Genomic DNA, 19,063 nt, shown 5'->3' with positions numbered 1-19,063 from the left:
GACTATTTATTTAATAATTTGCTTAGTTTATCGATTTGCGATCTAATAAAATTAGATTCATCAACTGGAAATGCCTTACTGTACAGTTCCATTAAACTATTATACAAAACTGGCTCACCAACTATTGAGATGATTGATGAACATTGTTTTTGATCTAATTCTTTGTAATTGGAATTTTCGCTTTTTAAAGTTTTAATCTCATGTTCTAACAAAGTAGTTTTACTGCTTTCTGTTTCATCTGCTAGTAGCATTTTAAGCGATTCGATTTTTTTATTATTTATATGCAACGTAAGACTTTCAATAACCGATTTTATTTGGGTTTTTGCCCATTCCCCCATAAATCCGTTTTGCATAAAAAAGTCATTTGCCAAAAGGTCATGAACATTCGCGCCAAAAGTTTCGTTACCTTCAAAACAAGGTTCTCCTTTAACTAATTTCAAGACAAAAGCGTTTGGAATATCTGATAAAATATAAGGTGAATGTGTTACAAAAGTTATGTTTAATCCCTTGATGTGTTTGAGATTCTCAGGATTGATTTTACCAATATAATCTAATAAATCTGCAATATACGTCCTTTGCCACTCGGGGTGATAATAAAGTTCAATCTCATCCAGTATAATGTTAATGTAATTGTAGTGAATTATTTTTTCAGATTCTACTGACTTGTCCTCCTTTAATTGTTCAACAGAATTGAGATTAATAAGATGATAAACTATAGAACTAACACTGTGGATTTTTTGTTTTTCTCCAGAACTCAATGAACCAAATGTAGAACCATCTTTCGGTAATATGTTTATATGGAAATAAGAAGGTGGCGACATCATAAAGGTATTGACCATAAATAATTCGTTTTTTTGGATTTCCTGTATCTTTCTTGACAACTCATCAATGTCTATAATAAAAGATTTTCTAAAATCAAGATTGGGCAACAAGGTCTGATAGTATTTCAAATAAAGAATAGCACCTTTTACTTTGAAAATCGCGTGGCTGTCACTTTCTTTTATTCTTCTGACATATGCATTAATATTTTGAATATTATTTCCTTTCGGATCTCTATATCTCTTGAATGCTTTGTAGTCAGAAAAAGCCATTTTTATAAGTTTCTTATGAATGTATGAAAGTGTAACATTCACAAATAAATCATCATCAAGCTGTGATTCTGTTATCTGAAATCCAAAATGTTGCCTAAAGGCGTCATTTAATCTTTCTCTTACTTTCGGATCTATGGATTCTTGTAAGTTTACATGAGGATTCGGATTGTAGGTTAGTTCTAATTTAGATGCAATTTTATTGTTTGCAATATTACGTAAACTGCTTTCTTCTTGGCCTTCCTTAATTGGTTCAAGAAGATTGGCTAATAATCTTCTCGTGAGCAAATGTTTTTCTCTATTCACGTCAATGATACCATCGGTCCTCATTGGGTTTAATACAATAGGTGTCTGGTAGCCATCATTTTTGTAAAATAAAGAATCAATCCAATCACCAATTTCTAAAGAGTTCAAAGCAAAATGAGAATAATTTACAGCTATTGTATAAAAAAACTGTTTTAAGTCATCAATGGTTTTAATCTGTTGCTCTGAAACCTTAGCAACAAATTTATTGTTTTTTTGATTATAGGTCTGTTGGTAAACTTTACCTTCTTTAAAAATAATATTAATTAGCGTCTTGAAATCAATAGAATACAGAATTTCTAAATTTAAAAATTTAAAAGGTGTCCGTTTTCGATTCTTATCACCTTCCAGTAGATTTAGGCTACTCCCTATATTGTAATTAGCCCAATATAACAATTCTATCAAAGTACTTTTCCCCGACCCATTCCCGCCTACAACTGCATTAATATTAATTGGAATATTATTAAGTGAGGTTTTTAGCTCATATAGATTGACATCTGTTTCAGGGTTGTAATCTACTTCTGAAAAATCATTGTTTCGAAATTGATATTCATTTCTGAATTGGTAAATTTGCTTCGGTTTTAAAATTTTTAAAACATCAAAAGTAATTGAAGAGTTTTTACGTGTTTCTTTGGTTAGTGGTATTTCACCAACTTTAATAGCTATAATTTTAAAATTTTCTTTGTTACTCATTATGTGCTATAATTGTAATTATTCAGGAATCTAAATTACATTTTTTTCTCCTTGCAGAGAGATAATAAAATTTAATTAATCACTCATTTACCAATAGCGCGAGATTTGCTAAACTACCATGATAGCGAGGTGAAGGTCAGGAAGGTCAGCTTATATATATTGAAAATGACATTTTCATTCTATAAAATGATCAGATCGATTTAGTGGAAAAAATTTTCGGTAAACATCTTGAAAATTCTGCTTATTATTATGGAAATTAAACAGTCTGTAATTTCTCTCGCAATTTACATCTGTCAATAGCGGAAATATTCATACCTCCTTCAATGTTTAATAGCACATGAAATGAAAAAAGTGCTGTCTAAAACAACACTTTTTAAAATAAATACTTTGAAAACCCATCGAATTCTATTTTCAATTAAGAAGAGCGGATAAAATAATCTTTTAGCCTATTCATCAGCATCATCTCACGAGTATAGTTATCGCTATTCATTATTTCATTAAATAAATCGAATAACTCTGATCGAGTAAGTGCCATCGATTCCATTCCATATTTATGAAGTTTTCTATTTAATTCACAGATATGAATAGTGTAAGATCCTTTTGTTGAAAGATCTACATAGATGTCTCCAATTTTACGAATGTGCTCCTCATAATCGTCAAAATGAGGGTGAACAACTAAAAATCTATTTGAGGATCTCGGATATTGAATTAATGTCTTTTTACCTTTTACAACTTTCTCCAACGTCCCAGCGACTTCCTTATTATTCTTAATTTCATTGCAGTCACTACAGATTACACATAAATTTTTAGGCTCAAACATAAAACATACATATTCGCTTTTTGGAATAATATGTTCTAAGTGACAATTTTTCACAGACCTTAAAGAAATCTCATTTCTACAATAAAAACATTTTTTTGTTAGATTCCTATAATAGTTTCTTATAATTTTTCGAATGTCTTGAATTTCATCAACTCCCCAATCAGAACTTTTAAGATCAGGTCTTTCTAAAAAGTCCGAAATTCTCTTTTTTACTTCTTGAGTATAAACCACCGGATTATTGATATCAGCCATTTTTTTTAAGTTCTTTAATCAATAGAAATAAGCTTTTAACAGGATCATTATTCTGCAAGTTTTTTATTTGAGATTTCAAAAGCTCATAATTTCTTAAATCTTCATCATCAAAATGCTTCGTTTTACCAACTTTTGAAATGATAGAAAATGATATCCTAGCTAAATATTCGTTTTTAAATCCCGGTGTATTAAAAACATTTGCTAATTGAAAATCTACAGAATTATTGGCCATTTCATGGCCATTTTTTAATTCCATATCATCCATTTGCAAAATAAAACAGTTTGGTTCTGACAGCCTTGCGATTATTTGCGGAGAATGCGTAGCTATAATAAAATGGCAATTCTTATAATTTTTGAATGTTTCCATTAAAAGAGTAATATACCTTTCTTGCCATTCTGGATGTAATGAAATTTCTGGTTCATCTATTACAATCAGGCTCTCATCTTCAATGTGACATGCAATACCCAAAAATGTTGTGAATATACACTGCTGCCCTGAACTTGCTTCACTAATTTTGTGAACACGCTGAGTTTCGAGTTTCATAATTTCCACGTCCTTTAATCTCGCAATGCCGCATTCAATGAGAAATAATAAATCGTGAATTTCCATTTCGGAATGAATATATTCAATATTCATAGTAACTGTTGGCAGACGTTTTACTTTTCTAAAGTCGTATTCGAAAAAAATATTTTTTAATTTTTCAATTTTTTCATTTTTAAATTGATCCTCAAAAAAATGACGATGAACTTTACTCGGACCTCTAGAAAGATTGTTCAAATCTTGATCTTCTAGAAATCTTTTGACTTGCGTAGATGTAGTTCCAATTTCAAATGTGATAAAAAGCTCATCCGAATATCCTAAGTACTTTAAAACATTTATTACTTCCAAATAATTCCCTTCTTTGCCCAATCGTATATAGAGTAATTCTTTAATGATTTTAGACATAAAGCCAAGTGAAATATCATATGATTTCACGTCTCTAATTCCTATATAAGAATAAAAAGTATTAATATACGGCTCATAATATTGAGGTTGCATAAGTGGAAATTTATCATAGGGACTTGTTGAGACTGCAATTATTTTTTTTGGTTCATTAAAATAAACAACATCACCTGGTTTACTATTTCCATGTTTTTTTATAATTTTAGGTGGAATAAAATTTTCGATTACCCCATTTAACAAACGACTTTTACCACTCCCATTTTTACCAACAATTATTGTAAAAATATTTCCTTGATTCTCATTGTCAGGATTATAAAATTTATAGGACTTATTTCCTTTACTATAGCTAATTATCATTTTATCGATTATTTTTCATGGCTTTAAACTGTAAATATACAATTATACAATAGCAGTTAAATATATTTGCGAGTAATAATTGTTTCTTGTATTATTGTGAGCTATATTATAACTATCTTCAAATTTTTCCTGATTTGGAATTGCTGTTTTTTAAAAAATTTCATCACTACAAATTATTTGGTGCTTAAAAATTTGTATAACACTTTATTAAATACTAAAGTATATCATTGAAAAAAAAGAATCCTATAATAGATATCATTTAAATTTAGTGAGACTTATATTTTATCTCACAAATAGTCGGGTTAACTTTTTAATTATTATATAGCTAATAAAAACTAATAAATTTTAATGTCACGTTCACGGGCAGCATTCTAATTAAATTTGATTAATATGGATTTTAAAAATTTTAAAACTTATAGTGATAGCCCACAAAATGCATTTGAAACCTTTTGTACCCAATTATTTGAACGGTATCTGCGCCGTAAGTATAAATCCAACCTTATAAAATTTCGAGTAGTAAATGGGGCTGGCGGCGATGGCGGTATAGAAGCATACGGGGAGCTGCAGAGCGGCGAACTTATTGCTGTGCAAGCTAAATGGTTTCTTACAAGCATGCAGCTTTCACAAATTAAACAGATTGAAAAATCTGTCAGAACAGCAATGAATCATCGCAATAATATAGTAGAATATATCATTTGTGTTCCACGTTCTCTTGCATCAGTAAAGACAAGTAAGGGAAAGAAAACAGCCACAAAAACAGAAGAAAACCGCATCGATGAACTCGCTAAAAAAATAGGAAAAGATTTTCCCAACACAACCTTCACTTGGTGGTTTGAGCAGGATATGCAAAACCAGTTGCTTGAATTAGATAATGAGGGCATTAACAAATTTTGGTTTGAACGAGATATTATAACTCATAACCAACTGGTGCAGCAATTTGAAATGGAAAAGGCCGCCTGGATAGATAAGCGCTACATTCCAGAGTTACATGGCCCGGGTATTATTCAGCAACATATTGAAGAGATTTTGTATAGCCAGCCTTACCGCAAAAACTTACTACGCCGGATAGAGAGAGCCACTAGAACATTGCAAAACACGACAAGTCTCATCACTGCCTTTAATGGAACGCTAGAAGAATCGAATATTATGTTGCCTGAATTATTTTCCATACGGGCAAATATAAATCATAACCTAGCAGCACTTTTTCCAATTGTCACCGCTATACAAGAGGGAGTTAATCAATTTCCCTTAGTAAATTTTCATTTGATGCCAGTAAGCAATGATTTGTTTATTGCCCTAGATAAATTGCAACCAAGTGCGCTGCAACTGGGTATTTATAAGCGTTTATATAATTCACTAAACCGAATCGTAGACCTCGATCTTCAAGAAATCATTGACCAAATTAGAAGTGAGCTGGACCAATCAGGGAGACTTTTTTTGGGAGAAGGGGGAACAGGTAAAACTCACGCCTTTTCCAATACTGTTGATGTCCGATTAAACCAGCAAGAACTTCCAGCGTTGATTATTCGAGCTAAAGGCGCTCCGGTTGATGATTGGACTTTATTATTAAAAAAAGCACTGGATATTGATAATTGGAACAAAAACGAAATGTTGTCGGCACTTGAAACGCTAGCTGTCCGCGCAGATCATCAGTCTGCAAGTACCTTAAATCCAGGAGAAGAATTAAAAAATGAACCTGCCAAGATTATCATTTGCGTCGATGGATTGGAGGAAGATACGGAACACTGGCCAAAATGGTATGAACGTATAAGAGAGTGTGTGACCCTTAAGAATCGTTATTCAAGGGTAAGGTTTGCATTTACAGCTAGACCTTACTTTCTTGACGCAGCCGAAATGCCAACTGCAGGTAATTTTCGAATTATTGACATTCCAAGGGAAGGAGACCTGCCAGTACAGCAACTGATTGATCGGTATTTTAACCATTTTAGTATTAGCGTACAGCCTAAATCTCTGATCCGAGGTATGGATACTCTATATGCGCTACGCTTATTTTGCAAATTGTATGAAGGGCAGAAACTAACTGCCGACGATGCAATATTGATAGCTGAACATGACCTCCTCCATGAGAAGATCAACCGGATGGATGATGAATTCAAGCAGGTAAAGAGTCCAGGAGGAGCTAGAACACCCGTAAGAGATGCGATAGAGGTTATTGCTGACGTGTTTTATTCAAATGCGCAGATAACTCATCAAGAACTGTATGCCTTTTTAAAAGATGGGACCTTGCATTATCTTGATAATGGAGAGATTGAAAGAGCGATTGAATTTTTGGTTAATAACGCTTTTCTCACCAAAAGCGAGATTCCTGTTGGAAAAGGCGCTATTCGTAAGAAACAAATAAACTACACCTTAACCTATCAGTCTACAATGGAGATCATAATGGCTGAAAAATATGTTGAACGAATAATAAACAAAGAAATTGCAGCCATTCCTGAACACCTTCGACCTTTATTAGAAGTTGCCGAAAAATCCGAACAAATGTTAATTAATCAGCGCATTGTACAGGAAATTGTTAATATGCTTTTCCACAACCATAACCTCATGATTGGCCGAGATAATTTTTTGGCTGATGGTATCTCAAAAGCGACAATTCAACAGTTGCAGACAAAAGCCCTGATCCAAGCTCCGCCCAAAATTGCAGCAACTTTTGAACATAGTATAAAAAATTTATATTTTAAAGATTACAAAAGCCGCTATATTGTTTTCCGTGAACTCATTTACCCTTCAGCAGCATCCTCAGCTAATTATTTTGGTGCAGAATACCTTCATAACATACTTATGAAGCAACCAACAGCAGTTGATCGCGATAAAATCTGGCTAGGAATGGATAGTCAGGATATCCATGAACTTGGAAAAGAAGAGAGCCTCCAATATCACCTTTATGATCTTCGTAGGGTAATTGATCCACGTGGCGAAGGTGAACTTTACCTATCGGAATTATCTTTGCATAATGAAAATCCACTGATTTTTGGTTGGGCACTCGCATCCCTGGACCAATCATTTCGGGAGCGCCTTCGTACCGCGCTTACCGCTTGGGCAATAAAGCAGCCACAAGAATTTGAATTATTATTGAATAAATTATTCCCTTGCAACGATCCACAAATACAGGAAGATCTCGCATCTATTACGTTGGGAGTTGCCACTAGGTTGAAAGACAGAGAGGCTTTAAAAGCATTAGCTGAATGGGCTTTGACAAATGTTTTTGCCGGACCCGCTAGCCACTTTGATGTAATCGTTAGAACTGGCTTTAGATCCATAGTTGAAAAAGCCTTTTACTCAGGGATAATCAATGAAGAACAGGCTAAACACGCCCGGCCACATCGGGTCGAGACAATGCAATTTATCCAGATTGATGCGGATGCTTTGGAAAAAGGCGGGGAAGAGATTTATCCAATCGTACATGATCTAGCATGGTACGTGATTAAAAAATCATTTACTGATTTTCTTGATTATCAATCTATAGATAAGTTTTCAGAGCCCGAGGACGATGGGGAACATTTTTTAAAAGCATATATCGATCAGCTCGGTCTCGAGGACCTATCAGTTTATGAATGGGCGATCTCGGCTGCAATTGCGTATATGAAATCACTGGGATTTAATCGCATTGAAGAAAATGGAAACAGCACGACCGAAGCTACCCATGGCGCGAAAAGCAACGTGTTTACTCAAGAGGAAAAATATACTTGGCTTGCCGTCCATTTTATCCAGGGCTATCTATCTGATTATTTGCCCTTACAAAACAGTGAAAATTTCGTTACCGATTATATGCAAATTGTTAGCATCAGCAATCCCGCTGAATTCCTTGAGCAAATATCTCATGCAGAAACACCAGATATTGAGGATAATTGGATAGTGAAAGAGCCGCTAGCTCCTGAAATGCAATCTCAAGGAACTCCTGACGAACAGGTGAAAGTTGCTGTGGAAAGTGAACCAGACATAGATTTTAGTAATTGGATTAATATTAGCGATAAAGACTTGCGAAGTGATGGAAGTAACAAAGAATGGCTAGCGCTATTTAATTATACTCAAGTCCACGACTCAAAATCTTATATTAATTCGAGCCTAGATATACGGGGTGTATTGATTGAAAAAGGACAAGCACCGGCATTATTAGATTTAGTGAAAAACCATCCACGTAGAAGTTCTTTTGTCGAATCTATTGACCGAATGGTTAGCTCACCAGATACCGACATTTATAGCAATCCATATGATGTAGTCTGGATGAAATGGATCGGTGAAAGTTACAATACAGAAACCTATTACCCAATAACGGAGGGAAAAGAAAAAGTAATGCATTATGCTGTAACCAGCGTGACAAAAGACACGGTGGAAAATGGTGAACAAGAAATATACATTCCTTCAAAGATAATCCGGGATATGATTGGTATCACCGAAATGGAACAACAGATATTCCTGGATAATGATGGCCGAATTATGGCTATAAATCATATTTTAAGTAGCCCTAATTATGATAATCAGGAAATGACACTTATTTCTAAAGAAGAATTTTTGGAAAATCTAGAAGCTGAAGGGATGGAGGTAGTCTGGTTTGTCGATCTATTCCGTTCGAAGAATGCGCTAAATGATGCCATTAAAAGCGATGAGCATCCAATGAAGACCCGTAAATACATGGTATGGTATGAAAATGGTGAACTAAAGTGGGAGAAATTTTGGGATGCTCGTTTTTCAAATCGACGCGATAAAAATCCTGATGAGATAGTTGACGAAGAAATTGACTGGAGACATATTGTACTGCCGCAGAGTTCCTTGAAGGTTTCTATGACTAACTCAGATGTGGAAAAAGATTCGGAAGAATCAGATGATGATGCACAAAAATAACTTTTATTAAAAGGAAAGAGACTCATTATGAGTCTTTTTCCTTTTAATTTAGGTCTATGTTTGGCAGAAATTTGCCAAAAAACTCAACGCTTATTAAGAATAGACTATACAGGGAAATAAGAGCAAATTTTATATGAACTTTGCCAAATTACCACTAATTAGTTAGGATACGGCATTAACCTTGACAGTATTAAGGTCACTTACCGAACTGATCTAAGTGGCAGCAATAGTCGCATGGGCCTGTTTTTTTAAAAATCGAGGTACATTTTTCCGTGATGGTCTTTTATAGTACTCAAGGCTGGTGTAGTCAGGAAGTTCATGGTGGATCAGCATCACAACTACTTAACAAATTCTTTGGATTGATCGCAGGTGTATTTATTTCCAAAGGGAATATAAATATACAGCCCGGTTGAGCCGCTGGTCTTGCAATAACTCTCTACAACCATATCATCCAAAATGGCCTTTGCAACTTGCGCAGCTTTACTCACTGATCGAATGAATTCTTATCAGGGACTAGGTCAATAATACAAAAGCTTGGGTGATCAGGCTATTTTATCGTGCTGCTCCATGGATTCATCTCGAAGTAATTTCTAATTGAAATATTAATTCAAGAGTAACTCAAAAAGCTATTTCCGTACGACAGCAATTGTAGTGCTTTATTAATCATTTTTAAATTTGTATCTAATACGAATCTAAATCACAGTAACTTTATAATATTAAATAGCTAAATTTATATAAACGATAGTTCAGAAAAAAATGGCGGATCTATTTGGTAATAAGAAGTTTGAATTTGAATTAAAAGGCCTGAAAATTGTTGTAATTGAACATACCGTGCAAGATCAGCAAGTCTTTCGACTTGAATTTGCAGACAATCGAAAACCACTGGTAATTGCCCGGGTGAAAACATGGAATGGAGAAATGTGGACAAGCATACCACAGGGACGACAACAAGAAGCTGAATAATTTGGTAGTGAAATAAGTAAACATTTAAAAGAATAAATACTATGTGTTATTATAACGGTCAAAGAGTATCCAGAGATGAATTTATCCGGTTGATGGCATTAGAAAAAGCAGTAATGAATTATGACTTCTTGGATCAAGAAATACATGAAGGATTTAATTATGGAAATATTGCTGTTTTAAGACCTACCGATGATAAGTGCAATTTTGATATTGTACAAATGGAATGGGGTTTTATTCCCTCCTATATCAAAAACAGAGAGAAGGTACATCAGATGCGTTTCGGTTACAAGGACGCTACCGGAAAATGGCATCAAGCCTATACAACGCTCAATGCTAAAGGCGAGGAACTACTTCTGAAAGATGAAAATACCGGCAAAGAAAAAATGTTCCGTAAAGCTGCCTTAGAACGCAGATGTTTGATTTTATCAAGTGAATTTTATGAGTGGCGGCATATTTATCCAAAAAATAAGCGAACCGGCCTGCCTCTTAAAACAGCCAATAAATATCCTTATCACATTGGTTTAAAAGACAAAGCCTATTTCTTTATTGCTGCGATCTGGCAGAACTGGACAGATAAAGATACAGGTGAAACGGTCGACACAGTAGCCTTAGTAACAACAGAGGCAAATTCGTTAATGAGACAAATCCATAACAGCAAGAACCGAATGCCTACAATGCTTCCCGACGAACTGGCCTGGGAATGGATGATGGAAGACCTTACGGAAGAGCGTATAATTGAATTGGCAACATATCAGATAAGTGCGGGCGAGATGGACGCCTACACAATCGAAAAAGATTTTAAAACAACCGGAACTCCGACTAAAGCATTTGTCTATGCCGAAGTGCCAGAATTAACCTATGAGGTTTAAATTCAAAATAAAATTCCATCATTAAATAACATTTTAAATAGATGATCAGGTGTCATACTAATACTCTATACGTGATACTGATCACCTTTTTTTAAAACTAGCGATAAGGCTTTTGTTCAAATTCAGTTATGGTATTAAATCTTTGATATTCTTTATAGGGATCAGCTGTAAAAAATTCATCACGATAGTTTAGGTAAACTTATACTCAAGCCTTCCTTTCTACCGGATGACTTGACTTTTGAAATTGGTTAAAAGGTTCATTGGCGTGCCGATCTTCGATACCTTGATCGTATGCGCTTCCCGCTGTATCTTTTGCAAACACAAAAGGATGCCGCTTCAATCGCTCACGCAAAAGCCCCGGTCCCACCAGATATGTCACTAAACCTGATAATCTCATTTTTCTGAATACCTTTCAATCACTTTTATCAGGTCGATTCCTTTCCCAAGAACCGATTTAAAAATATCGCCTTCACTAGCTAACCTTTCCATTGCGTTGAAGATATGAAAATCACTCATTTTAAGCCCCTTCTTCACTTCATCCCAAGATTACTGGCATCCTTAGCATATCGATGGATAACGTGACACAGCAAATGCTGTGTAGCGAAGAATTTTTGAAATTCCCTGCCTGTGAATCGGTCTCCTATTTTTTCGATCTGAAGATCGACAAGATTCTTAAAGTCTGTAAACTTATATTCTGGTTCGTCCAATAATGCTAATGTCCGTTTGAAATATCGAATGCTTTGCTCATCAGTCAATAGATATTCGTTAAACAGGTGTTCGGAAAATAAATCGGTCACTTATAGATGTCCCAACGCTCGAACTCACCCTCATTAAATTGCTTCGCAATAAAACCATCTAAAGTCGGACGGACACTCATCTTAACTGTTCCTGGATGAACAAATACGATTTTTACTGGCAACGTGTCAAATCCAGGAATTGACCTATCACTGAATGCAGTATCTTTTGCCGCTACAATGGATTCCCGCACACCATCAGAGATCGAATAGTTTTTATCCGTAATATCCTTGTCCTTCTGCCCTTTAAGCTCAAAGTAGTATCGCCACTCTTTCCCCTCGCCATCTTTCCCTACCGCTATAATGTCTTTGCCATATTGATTTTGTCCTTTGGACTCCTTTGCAGTAGTCACGATGCGAAAGCCCATCACTGAAAGTAATAATGGGAATAACGCATCCAACTCTCGGTCCTCCTTTAAGGTTTCGAGGTACTCTCGTATGAAGATATTATCGCTTCGCATTCTTTAAATTCTTTTGACCAATCTAATTGAGATATGTTATTCATTCTTTCCGCATCGATATTCTCCGGGTCTGAGAAGTATATTGCCGGAAATTGCTTTTCATAAGCAAGTTTTTTTAACTCCATGACTTTGCCCGTAACCTTATCCAAATAGCCGCCCCCTTTGGAAAGATTAATAGTAGTAGCCAACTGACGGACAATTGAACTTTTATCTACCTGCTCTTCTAACTGTTCTGACATTCTCTTCTGAAATATTTCGTAGTATTTACGGAGTAATGCCGACTGTGTGAAACGGGATCAAGTTCTTTTATTTTTAACTTTTCATCGTTTTTTGCGAACTCGATATCCATTTCTTTCTGGACACGTGATAGCAGTTCAGATTTCTTAGGATTATCATCAGCTATATTGTCTTCCAAAGTTGAATATACAGTGGAACCGTAGTTTTTGATTTCCTCCGCTATCCTGACCATGAGGCTTTCGGCGACAAATACATTTTTACTATGCAAGAGAGGCAGTAAAAGCGGCATACAATCCAATACTCTCGCATCATCATCCAATAATGATACCCATAGTTTATATTGGTCTAAAGATGGTAGATCAGTTAAATCGACGGAAAATCTGAAGCGGCGGTCGAATGTATTGGTTATTTGTGCTAGTATAGAAACACCCGCAAATCTCACAACACCTCTACGATCTATAAGTAAACCAATCAGTCCGTTATCAAATGAATGTCGATGGTTTTCATAAAGGACAGAAAGTACGCTTTCAGTCTGACTTGCATTAAATACTTCTTTAACCGTTAACGCACGCTTGACTACAAATTTGAAAAATTCGGTACAGCTTGGGTGATTATAAAATACATCTAAACAGGACGAAAATATCTCACTTTCGCAATATCGATCCGCCAATCCGTCAATAATTCGAAAGACCAACTCACTATATTTTTGACTTAAATTACTTAAGCCCCTCAATCCTATAACGACAAGATCTGTATCCACTGATATACAGAGCTGTTCAATACGTTGCAGACATTTCCCTTTTAGTGCTTCGTCTGCCATACTCTCGTTATTAGCCATCCGCTGATAGAAGAATGTGAGAACCCTTTTGATATCATTATTAGTATCAAAAATCGTTTCAGACATTGCGTAATAATTAGTAGCTACAATCGGATCAGAGGCCATTGTCGCGTTAAGCGCCATTGCAATGGCTTCATGATGTTTGTCATCGGCAATAAGAAGATCCAACGTCTCATATTTTGGCTTCTCGGCACTTAAAATACCGGCAATAACCGATGCTATCAATTCTGTACGATAGGGAGTTGATTTCAATAGCCGGTCCAAATACTCCTCGGCTAGTACGGCATCCTGAGCGGTAAAATCGATAACTTTCGTGAGCAGATTCTGAAGCATGCCAGTTCTATTGCTACTAAGCGGAAAGTAATCCCAAAGAGAAGTAGTGATATTGTATAGTGTTTCGGACGTAGGACCTAGTGTATCAAGATGAGATACAACGACAGCCTGCAATTCTAAATAGAATGCTTTGCTTAGTTCCAATGCGCCTCCTAAATCCACATAACTATCTCCAACTGTAGAAATAACCGATGATTTTATGAATCTCTTTTCAATAACATTGAACCGCCTTATTTCATCCCTATTCCCTCTGAAATAATAACACACTTCCAATGACCGTTCTAAACTATCCTTCAATCCGGGGCTTGCCGGTGGATTGGATAGCTTATCCATTTTGTTTAAAATAGTGGCACACAGCAATTCATCTGGCTCAACCGCAATTTCCTCACCCTCTATTTTTAACAAGGATGAATAAGTAACTTTTTCTGATTCAGAAAAGCTTGCTTTACCAAATCTAAACGTCTTATCCGCTATAATCTTACCGGCAAGATCATTGTATATTTTAAGATGGGGTTCGTTATGTTCCATTTTACTTTCGATTAATAAACAGGTCTGGATCAATCATCATAACCGGAATATTCTCTCGGCAGGGATCGATCGCAGCCGCGTCCTATGAAAATCTTTTTGCGAAGCGATCAACTCAAACCTTAAATCGACATTATGTTCTTCCTGAAGGACCCTGGAAGTATTGCGCTGCGCCATTTTAGCCTTTGCAAATAGCTTTATAGCCTTCAGTTCAGATTCCACATTAGGATTAAGATCAATGGCAAAGCACATTGCCTCATTGTATTGGATAAAGAATACTATGTCCTTAAGCAAAGTTTCGTCACTTAAAAAACGAACGGAGATCGACAAGCGTTGACCAGAGAATGATTGATTTTTTGCCAGCCAGCAGGAATTAAAAGTTTTCATCTGACTATCATCAACAAATAAACCACCCAATCCGGTGAGTGAATCAATTACTTGCTTACTTATGTTATCCAGATCTCCGACAACATCTGTTTCCTGCCGGTGAGCTGCGTCGATATACCAGGTCAATTCAACCCATACAGGCCCAATCGCTATCCATGCAATCTGTGACAACTGTTGCTGTATAACCGTTACCATTTGATCCTTCACATGATTCCGGGACTGTACAGTAGGAATGTTATCCGAAAATGATATATCAAGAAGTACTTCCCCATCTACAGAATAGGGATCAGGGTGAGCATTCTTCTTATCGCAGTTCCTAAATTGCAAGTTAATATCCATCGCTAGTAGGTGTTTTTTAAGTGGTATTCAAACTTAGCAAAGATAATTTTGAAAATCAATAAATTAGAGAGTTATGTAGCGCTTTATACCTATATAATCCGTTAATACTAGATCTTCCCTTTTGGGACACCCTCTAACACCTGATATACGGATCGACTTTTCCAAGTTACTTCCTTCTCCATACGTGCGAGACAAAAGAGTGCCTCGCGGTCGTGATTAGAGAGCATGACACAGTTGTAGATATAAATCTGATTATGTCCGAATTTAAAATTTGCCCATTTTCTGACGACACAATACACAAGATCTAAATCCTCTTTATAGAACCGTACCCAAGTTTTCTCTTTGCTATTAAATAGCTTCACTGTAATCATATACACCGGCATAATGAACGAAAGATTACTAAATTATTTAGCATTTAAAACACTTGGATTTAATTATTGATCCTACCTTAAAGTAGGTTACGTCATTAGCAATATGCCAAAATGCACCAAAAGAAGCCTATTGGCGCCTGTATACATTAAAATAGTACTAGATGTGCAACAGGAATGCACGCTGCGAGAAACAGAGCCTAACGTGCCATATTAAGCCATTGAGTAAACCATAACTATTCCCTTCCTAACACTCTCAATAATTGAGCAATTTTGAAATCCAATGTTTCCTCTCAATACTGACAGGCTATTGAGCTATGGAAAGCACAAAATATCAGCATTAAGAATTAATATTGAACAGATTACACATATAATTTGGTTTGATTTTTGCTATTTAATTAAAGAAAATGCTATGTACTTGGAAAAATGGAAAGACACCTCCTTTGGCACTGATTATGGCAACGACTTTTTGGAATTTATTGAAGAGATTAACAGTTCTCCAATAACAATGCTTGATATCTACCAGCAATGCGATTTAAAAAAGTATTTTGATCAACCGGACTTGATTCTTCAGCGGAGAGATAATAATGTATATCTAGGCAATCCCGGATTTGATCTGTTCGTACATTACGAAGATGCCGTAATTTCGCTCTCGGCAGTAATCGTAGAGTCTGAACTATGTGGAGAAGCGGATCTTACAGAGGCCTACGGTAATGAAACGGTGTCTTTCCAGGTATCCAAACAGGAATTGGAAACAATCAAGTCATCACTACATTTTATATATAATAATCCTGACAAATTCGTCCTGTTTGAGATGTGCGCGGCAGATGAGAAAGACGAAGTATTGAATCACTTATCGGAAATGCTGGACCAATTGCAGGTTTGCATAGACAAGAAATAGTACGTTGATAATAACCTTTAAGGTTTGTATGCTATGGGGCTCAATAATATTGAATGCATTTGATCCCGCTGGGATAATTTGTGAATATTGAAAACGCCCAAAATGAGCGACTTAAACCATCTCTATCATATCAGGGCACCACTTTGGGCACCCGTCAATTTTGAGCAATTTGATATGATTTAAAGAACTTACCGTTATCCCTACAAATTCACGGGATAACTTTGAGAATCATAATGTAAAAATAGAATTTACCTAATCAGTTACTAACAATCGACACGTTAATCCTTTTCAAGTCGGCTTAGTGCATCTCCAAATTGAGGACTCTTATTGTTATCCAACATAATTTGCTTTAATTTATCCCAATAGATTTTGGGAAGCGTTTCAGATAAATGTTTGCATATCAAATATGCCAGATTTTCTTCAAAACTCAGCCATTTTTCGTCATACAATATTTCCGTACGGGCCGAATTGAGATTTAAATCTTTCGTGCCTGCTATATCAATAATCAACCGAAGGGGTATTGGCCACTTTATTTGAACCTGCTGATTTTTTGCACTCCAGTAATCAGGAAAAATATTAAATGGCACCTCTATTCCGTGTAATGTAAGAATAGCTTTCGATTTAGCCAATCTCGATGATGACGGACTAAGGTTCGCATTTCCATCTTCGTCAATTTCAATTGTCTTAGATTTCTTTTCAATTTCGTTTGTTCCGTACTTTATTGATCGTTCTAAGGTGTAATCATCTCCATCTACATTGACCTCCTTGGCATGCAATTCAATTTCCGACACAGGTTCTCCATGCTCTTCTAATATTGCCACTATTACCTTACCGAAAATACCATATTCATCATCAGAAATGGAGAAATTAATTTCTTTAATATTTGGTTCAGCTCGCCAGGTATAGTCCCTAAGATCGTCAAAGGATAGATTTTTAAACCTTTCACCGTTATGGATGTAACTTTCTGTGGGAGTAATGATCTCAATGGCAAATGGAGGTCTTGGTATTATCTTACAGATAGAATCAATTAAGTCCTTATCCTTTAAATATTTCCAAGGGTGTCCTTGTCTTAAGGCAAGCTGAGTTGAAGTCCCAGGTTCAACCATATTACCTTCTCTTACCCAAAAAATGCTATCCTGTCCTTCGACGATAATTTCATAAGCATCGCTGGATTCATATGGGCCTTTTAACCTTTTTGTATTAACCATCAAATAATCGGAAACCATGAAGCAAGATAATATACCAATTCCAAATCTGGAAATAGGCGTATAATCTAACTCAACTGTTGCTTTTAGATCATAAAATTCTGAAGATTTGTAGTAAGATGTTCCAATGCTGGAATAGAACTTATTGATAATGTCCAAATCCATTCCCGTTCCATTATCGATAATTTGCAAAAAGTCATCACCATCTGTGTAGAATCTAATTTGTATTTTCGGCGTGTAGACATTTTTCCAACTTTTCGCCATTGCTTGCCGAAGCAAACATGCGTCAATAGAATTTTGCAACAGCTCCCTTAACGCGACTTCAGGATGGCCATAGAGTTTAGTGCCCATCAATAAATCTATTACTTGGGTTTTATTAAGTGTAAATTTAGTTTCCTGGTAATTGTAAGCTGGCTTTCCGGTCGGAAGTTTTTTTGCAGGGCCAATTTTGCTTCTGTCTACTTTTAACGGTAAGCTGATTTTATAATGTTCGGGAAATGGATTTCTTACCGAGTCGTTCAATCTGTTGAGAATCGTATTTGCAGCTGCAAGTTCCTTATCTATCTGACCACAGAATTGTCTAATAGATGATTCGATAGCTGGATGCTCGCAACGTGCCTGAAATCTAATATTGACGTTATTAATATCCCATGCGTCTATATTTCTATGTTTTTGCCACTCTCTGATAGATATAGGATTTCTAACAAATAGATGGGAAAACAAAACGGGCGGTGTTCTTTTTCCATCGAAATCAAGTATATCGGCAAGTCTCAATATCACTCCTATAAAAGGAATACAAGCATAGGTTCCGGGGCCACAGAGTAAGGATGTATCAAATTCCAGCAACGTTGCAGCATCTTCATTATGACTGAAACATAATTGCGCAAATTCGTTGGTTAAATCTATGTCTCTATATTTAATCTTTCCATTCCAATCTTCATCGATAATAGTGCGAGCTCTTTCTGCATGTGTGGATCTAATATATTCCGAAATCATGTGCTTTTTGAGCAGTTCGACTTTACTCAGCTGACCTTTGGATTTTAAGCCTTCGATTTCATCAAGAATTGACGGGAAGCCCTGACAATACTTTTTAAACTCCAGATATTGTTTTGAAGATTTATCTTTTAATGAATCATTATCCCATAAGGAACTCCATATAATGGTATCTTGTTTTGATGCAGCCATTCCAATGTCATGAAAGAAAGCAGTCAGAATTAAAAGCATCAATTCGGGAACAGAAAGTGCAGATATTGTAGTGGACGGAATAATCTTTTCCATTAATCTCAACACCCTGAACAGATGATCGCCATCATGTAGAGTATACTCACCCATATGTAACATGATGGTTTTTGTTCTCTGATATGCATAGTAGACAGCCTCATCAACTAAAGATATGACATGAGATCCAGCGGGATCTGAAGTACATTTAGCTTTTAAAACTCTGTACAATTCACTCGATTCTAATCCTAGCTGCGTTTCCTGACGCCAATCATCAGTGTTTGCTTTATTTTCGATATCCATTAAAGT

Annotated in this window: 16 protein-coding genes; 4 read left to right on the top strand and 12 right to left on the bottom strand. The window is 35.8% G+C overall.

The genetic code is table 11. The annotated features are described in order from the left end of the window. Positions 1–2 precede the first annotated feature (2 nt). The 3 genes from VXM68_RS15845 to VXM68_RS15835 all read right to left on the bottom strand — a co-directional run bounded on the left by VXM68_RS15845 (position 3) and on the right by VXM68_RS15835 (position 4,456). Complete coding sequence (locus VXM68_RS15845; RefSeq protein ID WP_367209317.1) at positions 3–2,084, bottom strand: AAA family ATPase; 2,082 nt, start codon at positions 2,082–2,084, stop codon at positions 3–5. 415 nt (positions 2,085–2,499) lie between these two features. Then, a complete protein-coding gene (locus VXM68_RS15840) occupies positions 2,500–3,156 on the bottom strand; it encodes an HNH endonuclease (RefSeq protein ID WP_367209316.1) in 657 nt (218 codons plus the stop codon). Next, the gene (locus VXM68_RS15835; RefSeq protein ID WP_367209315.1) at positions 3,149–4,456 is read right to left on the bottom strand and encodes an AAA family ATPase; all 1,308 of its coding nucleotides are present in this window, start codon (positions 4,454–4,456) and stop codon (positions 3,149–3,151) included. The genes VXM68_RS15840 and VXM68_RS15835 overlap by 8 nt, the downstream gene beginning before the upstream one ends. Positions 4,457–4,846: 390 nt before the next feature. Between VXM68_RS15835 and VXM68_RS15830 the strand changes: the two genes are divergently transcribed. Then, a complete protein-coding gene (locus VXM68_RS15830) occupies positions 4,847–9,316 on the top strand; it encodes a hypothetical protein (RefSeq protein ID WP_367209314.1) in 4,470 nt (1,489 codons plus the stop codon). Between the two features lie 338 nt (positions 9,317–9,654). Here the strand turns inward: VXM68_RS15830 and VXM68_RS15825 are convergent, their stop codons facing one another. After that, complete coding sequence (locus VXM68_RS15825) at positions 9,655–9,804, bottom strand: hypothetical protein (RefSeq protein WP_367209313.1); 150 nt, start codon at positions 9,802–9,804, stop codon at positions 9,655–9,657. Between the two features lie 268 nt (positions 9,805–10,072). Between VXM68_RS15825 and VXM68_RS15820 the strand changes: the two genes are divergently transcribed. Both VXM68_RS15820 and VXM68_RS15815 read left to right on the top strand, forming a co-directional pair. Continuing rightward, positions 10,073–10,279 (top strand): hypothetical protein, encoded by a 207-nt coding sequence (locus VXM68_RS15820; RefSeq protein WP_367209312.1) that lies wholly within the window; start codon positions 10,073–10,075, stop codon positions 10,277–10,279. Between the two features lie 41 nt (positions 10,280–10,320). Continuing rightward, on the top strand, positions 10,321–11,148 hold the full coding sequence (locus VXM68_RS15815; protein ID WP_367209311.1) for an SOS response-associated peptidase: 828 nt from the start codon (positions 10,321–10,323) through the stop codon (positions 11,146–11,148). A 205-nt stretch (positions 11,149–11,353) separates the two neighbouring features. Here VXM68_RS15815 and VXM68_RS15810 read toward each other — a convergent pair whose 3' ends face one another. The 7 genes from VXM68_RS15810 to VXM68_RS15780 form a co-directional block, all read right to left on the bottom strand. After that, complete coding sequence (locus VXM68_RS15810) at positions 11,354–11,545, bottom strand: hypothetical protein (protein WP_367209310.1); 192 nt, start codon at positions 11,543–11,545, stop codon at positions 11,354–11,356. Between the two features lie 133 nt (positions 11,546–11,678). Then, complete coding sequence (locus VXM68_RS15805) at positions 11,679–11,945, bottom strand: hypothetical protein (RefSeq protein ID WP_367209309.1); 267 nt, start codon at positions 11,943–11,945, stop codon at positions 11,679–11,681. Beyond that, the gene (locus tag VXM68_RS15800; protein ID WP_367209308.1) at positions 11,942–12,403 is read right to left on the bottom strand and encodes a hypothetical protein; all 462 of its coding nucleotides are present in this window, start codon (positions 12,401–12,403) and stop codon (positions 11,942–11,944) included. The genes VXM68_RS15805 and VXM68_RS15800 overlap by 4 nt, the downstream gene beginning before the upstream one ends. After that, on the bottom strand, positions 12,358–12,642 hold the full coding sequence (locus VXM68_RS15795; RefSeq protein ID WP_367209307.1) for a hypothetical protein: 285 nt from the start codon (positions 12,640–12,642) through the stop codon (positions 12,358–12,360). Before VXM68_RS15795 ends, VXM68_RS15800 begins: the two co-directional genes overlap by 46 nt. After that, the gene (locus VXM68_RS15790) at positions 12,627–14,339 is read right to left on the bottom strand and encodes a hypothetical protein (RefSeq protein WP_367209306.1); all 1,713 of its coding nucleotides are present in this window, start codon (positions 14,337–14,339) and stop codon (positions 12,627–12,629) included. The genes VXM68_RS15795 and VXM68_RS15790 overlap by 16 nt, the downstream gene beginning before the upstream one ends. A gap of 36 nt (positions 14,340–14,375) precedes the next feature. Then, entirely contained in the window at positions 14,376–15,062 is a 687-nt protein-coding gene (locus tag VXM68_RS15785; RefSeq protein WP_367209305.1) for a RusA family crossover junction endodeoxyribonuclease, read from the bottom strand. A 107-nt stretch (positions 15,063–15,169) separates the two neighbouring features. Beyond that, the gene (locus tag VXM68_RS15780; RefSeq protein WP_367209304.1) at positions 15,170–15,433 is read right to left on the bottom strand and encodes a hypothetical protein; all 264 of its coding nucleotides are present in this window, start codon (positions 15,431–15,433) and stop codon (positions 15,170–15,172) included. A 409-nt stretch (positions 15,434–15,842) separates the two neighbouring features. On the opposite strand from VXM68_RS15780, the gene VXM68_RS15775 reads away from it, so the two are divergent. Further along, entirely contained in the window at positions 15,843–16,331 is a 489-nt protein-coding gene (locus VXM68_RS15775; RefSeq protein ID WP_367209303.1) for an imm68 putative immunity domain-containing protein, read from the top strand. 278 nt (positions 16,332–16,609) lie between these two features. On the opposite strand, the gene VXM68_RS15770 is transcribed toward VXM68_RS15775, so the two are convergent. Continuing rightward, positions 16,610–19,057 carry an ATP-binding protein gene (locus VXM68_RS15770; protein ID WP_367209302.1) on the bottom strand — a complete coding sequence of 816 codons (2,448 nt, stop codon included), beginning with the start codon at positions 19,055–19,057 and terminating at the stop codon, positions 16,610–16,612. Positions 19,058–19,063: the final 6 nt, after the last annotated feature.

The sequence above is a fragment of the Sphingobacterium sp. R2 genome (genome assembly GCF_040760075.1).
GTDB lineage: Bacteria > Bacteroidota > Bacteroidia > Sphingobacteriales > Sphingobacteriaceae > Sphingobacterium.
The sequence above is the reverse complement of the archived record's forward strand: the minus strand, read 5'-3'. Positions and strand labels throughout refer to the sequence as shown.

Coding starts and splice junctions, on each gene's coding strand:
- VXM68_RS15770 (WP_367209302.1), bottom strand. CDS start 19,057: ATGGATATCGAAAATAAAGCAAACACTGATGATTGGCGTCAGGAAACG.
- VXM68_RS15810 (WP_367209310.1), bottom strand. CDS start 11,545: ATGAGATTATCAGGTTTAGTGACATATCTGGTGGGACCGGGGCTTTTG.
- VXM68_RS15830 (WP_367209314.1), top strand. CDS start 4,847: ATGGATTTTAAAAATTTTAAAACTTATAGTGATAGCCCACAAAATGCA.
- VXM68_RS15775 (WP_367209303.1), top strand. CDS start 15,843: ATGTACTTGGAAAAATGGAAAGACACCTCCTTTGGCACTGATTATGGC.
- VXM68_RS15815 (WP_367209311.1), top strand. CDS start 10,321: ATGTGTTATTATAACGGTCAAAGAGTATCCAGAGATGAATTTATCCGG.
- VXM68_RS15785 (WP_367209305.1), bottom strand. CDS start 15,062: ATGGATATTAACTTGCAATTTAGGAACTGCGATAAGAAGAATGCTCAC.
- VXM68_RS15835 (WP_367209315.1), bottom strand. CDS start 4,456: ATGATAATTAGCTATAGTAAAGGAAATAAGTCCTATAAATTTTATAAT.
- VXM68_RS15780 (WP_367209304.1), bottom strand. CDS start 15,433: ATGATTACAGTGAAGCTATTTAATAGCAAAGAGAAAACTTGGGTACGG.
- VXM68_RS15840 (WP_367209316.1), bottom strand. CDS start 3,156: ATGGCTGATATCAATAATCCGGTGGTTTATACTCAAGAAGTAAAAAAG.
- VXM68_RS15820 (WP_367209312.1), top strand. CDS start 10,073: ATGGCGGATCTATTTGGTAATAAGAAGTTTGAATTTGAATTAAAAGGC.
- VXM68_RS15800 (WP_367209308.1), bottom strand. CDS start 12,403: ATGCGAAGCGATAATATCTTCATACGAGAGTACCTCGAAACCTTAAAG.
- VXM68_RS15845 (WP_367209317.1), bottom strand. CDS start 2,084: ATGAGTAACAAAGAAAATTTTAAAATTATAGCTATTAAAGTTGGTGAA.
- VXM68_RS15795 (WP_367209307.1), bottom strand. CDS start 12,642: ATGTCAGAACAGTTAGAAGAGCAGGTAGATAAAAGTTCAATTGTCCGT.
- VXM68_RS15790 (WP_367209306.1), bottom strand. CDS start 14,339: ATGGAACATAACGAACCCCATCTTAAAATATACAATGATCTTGCCGGT.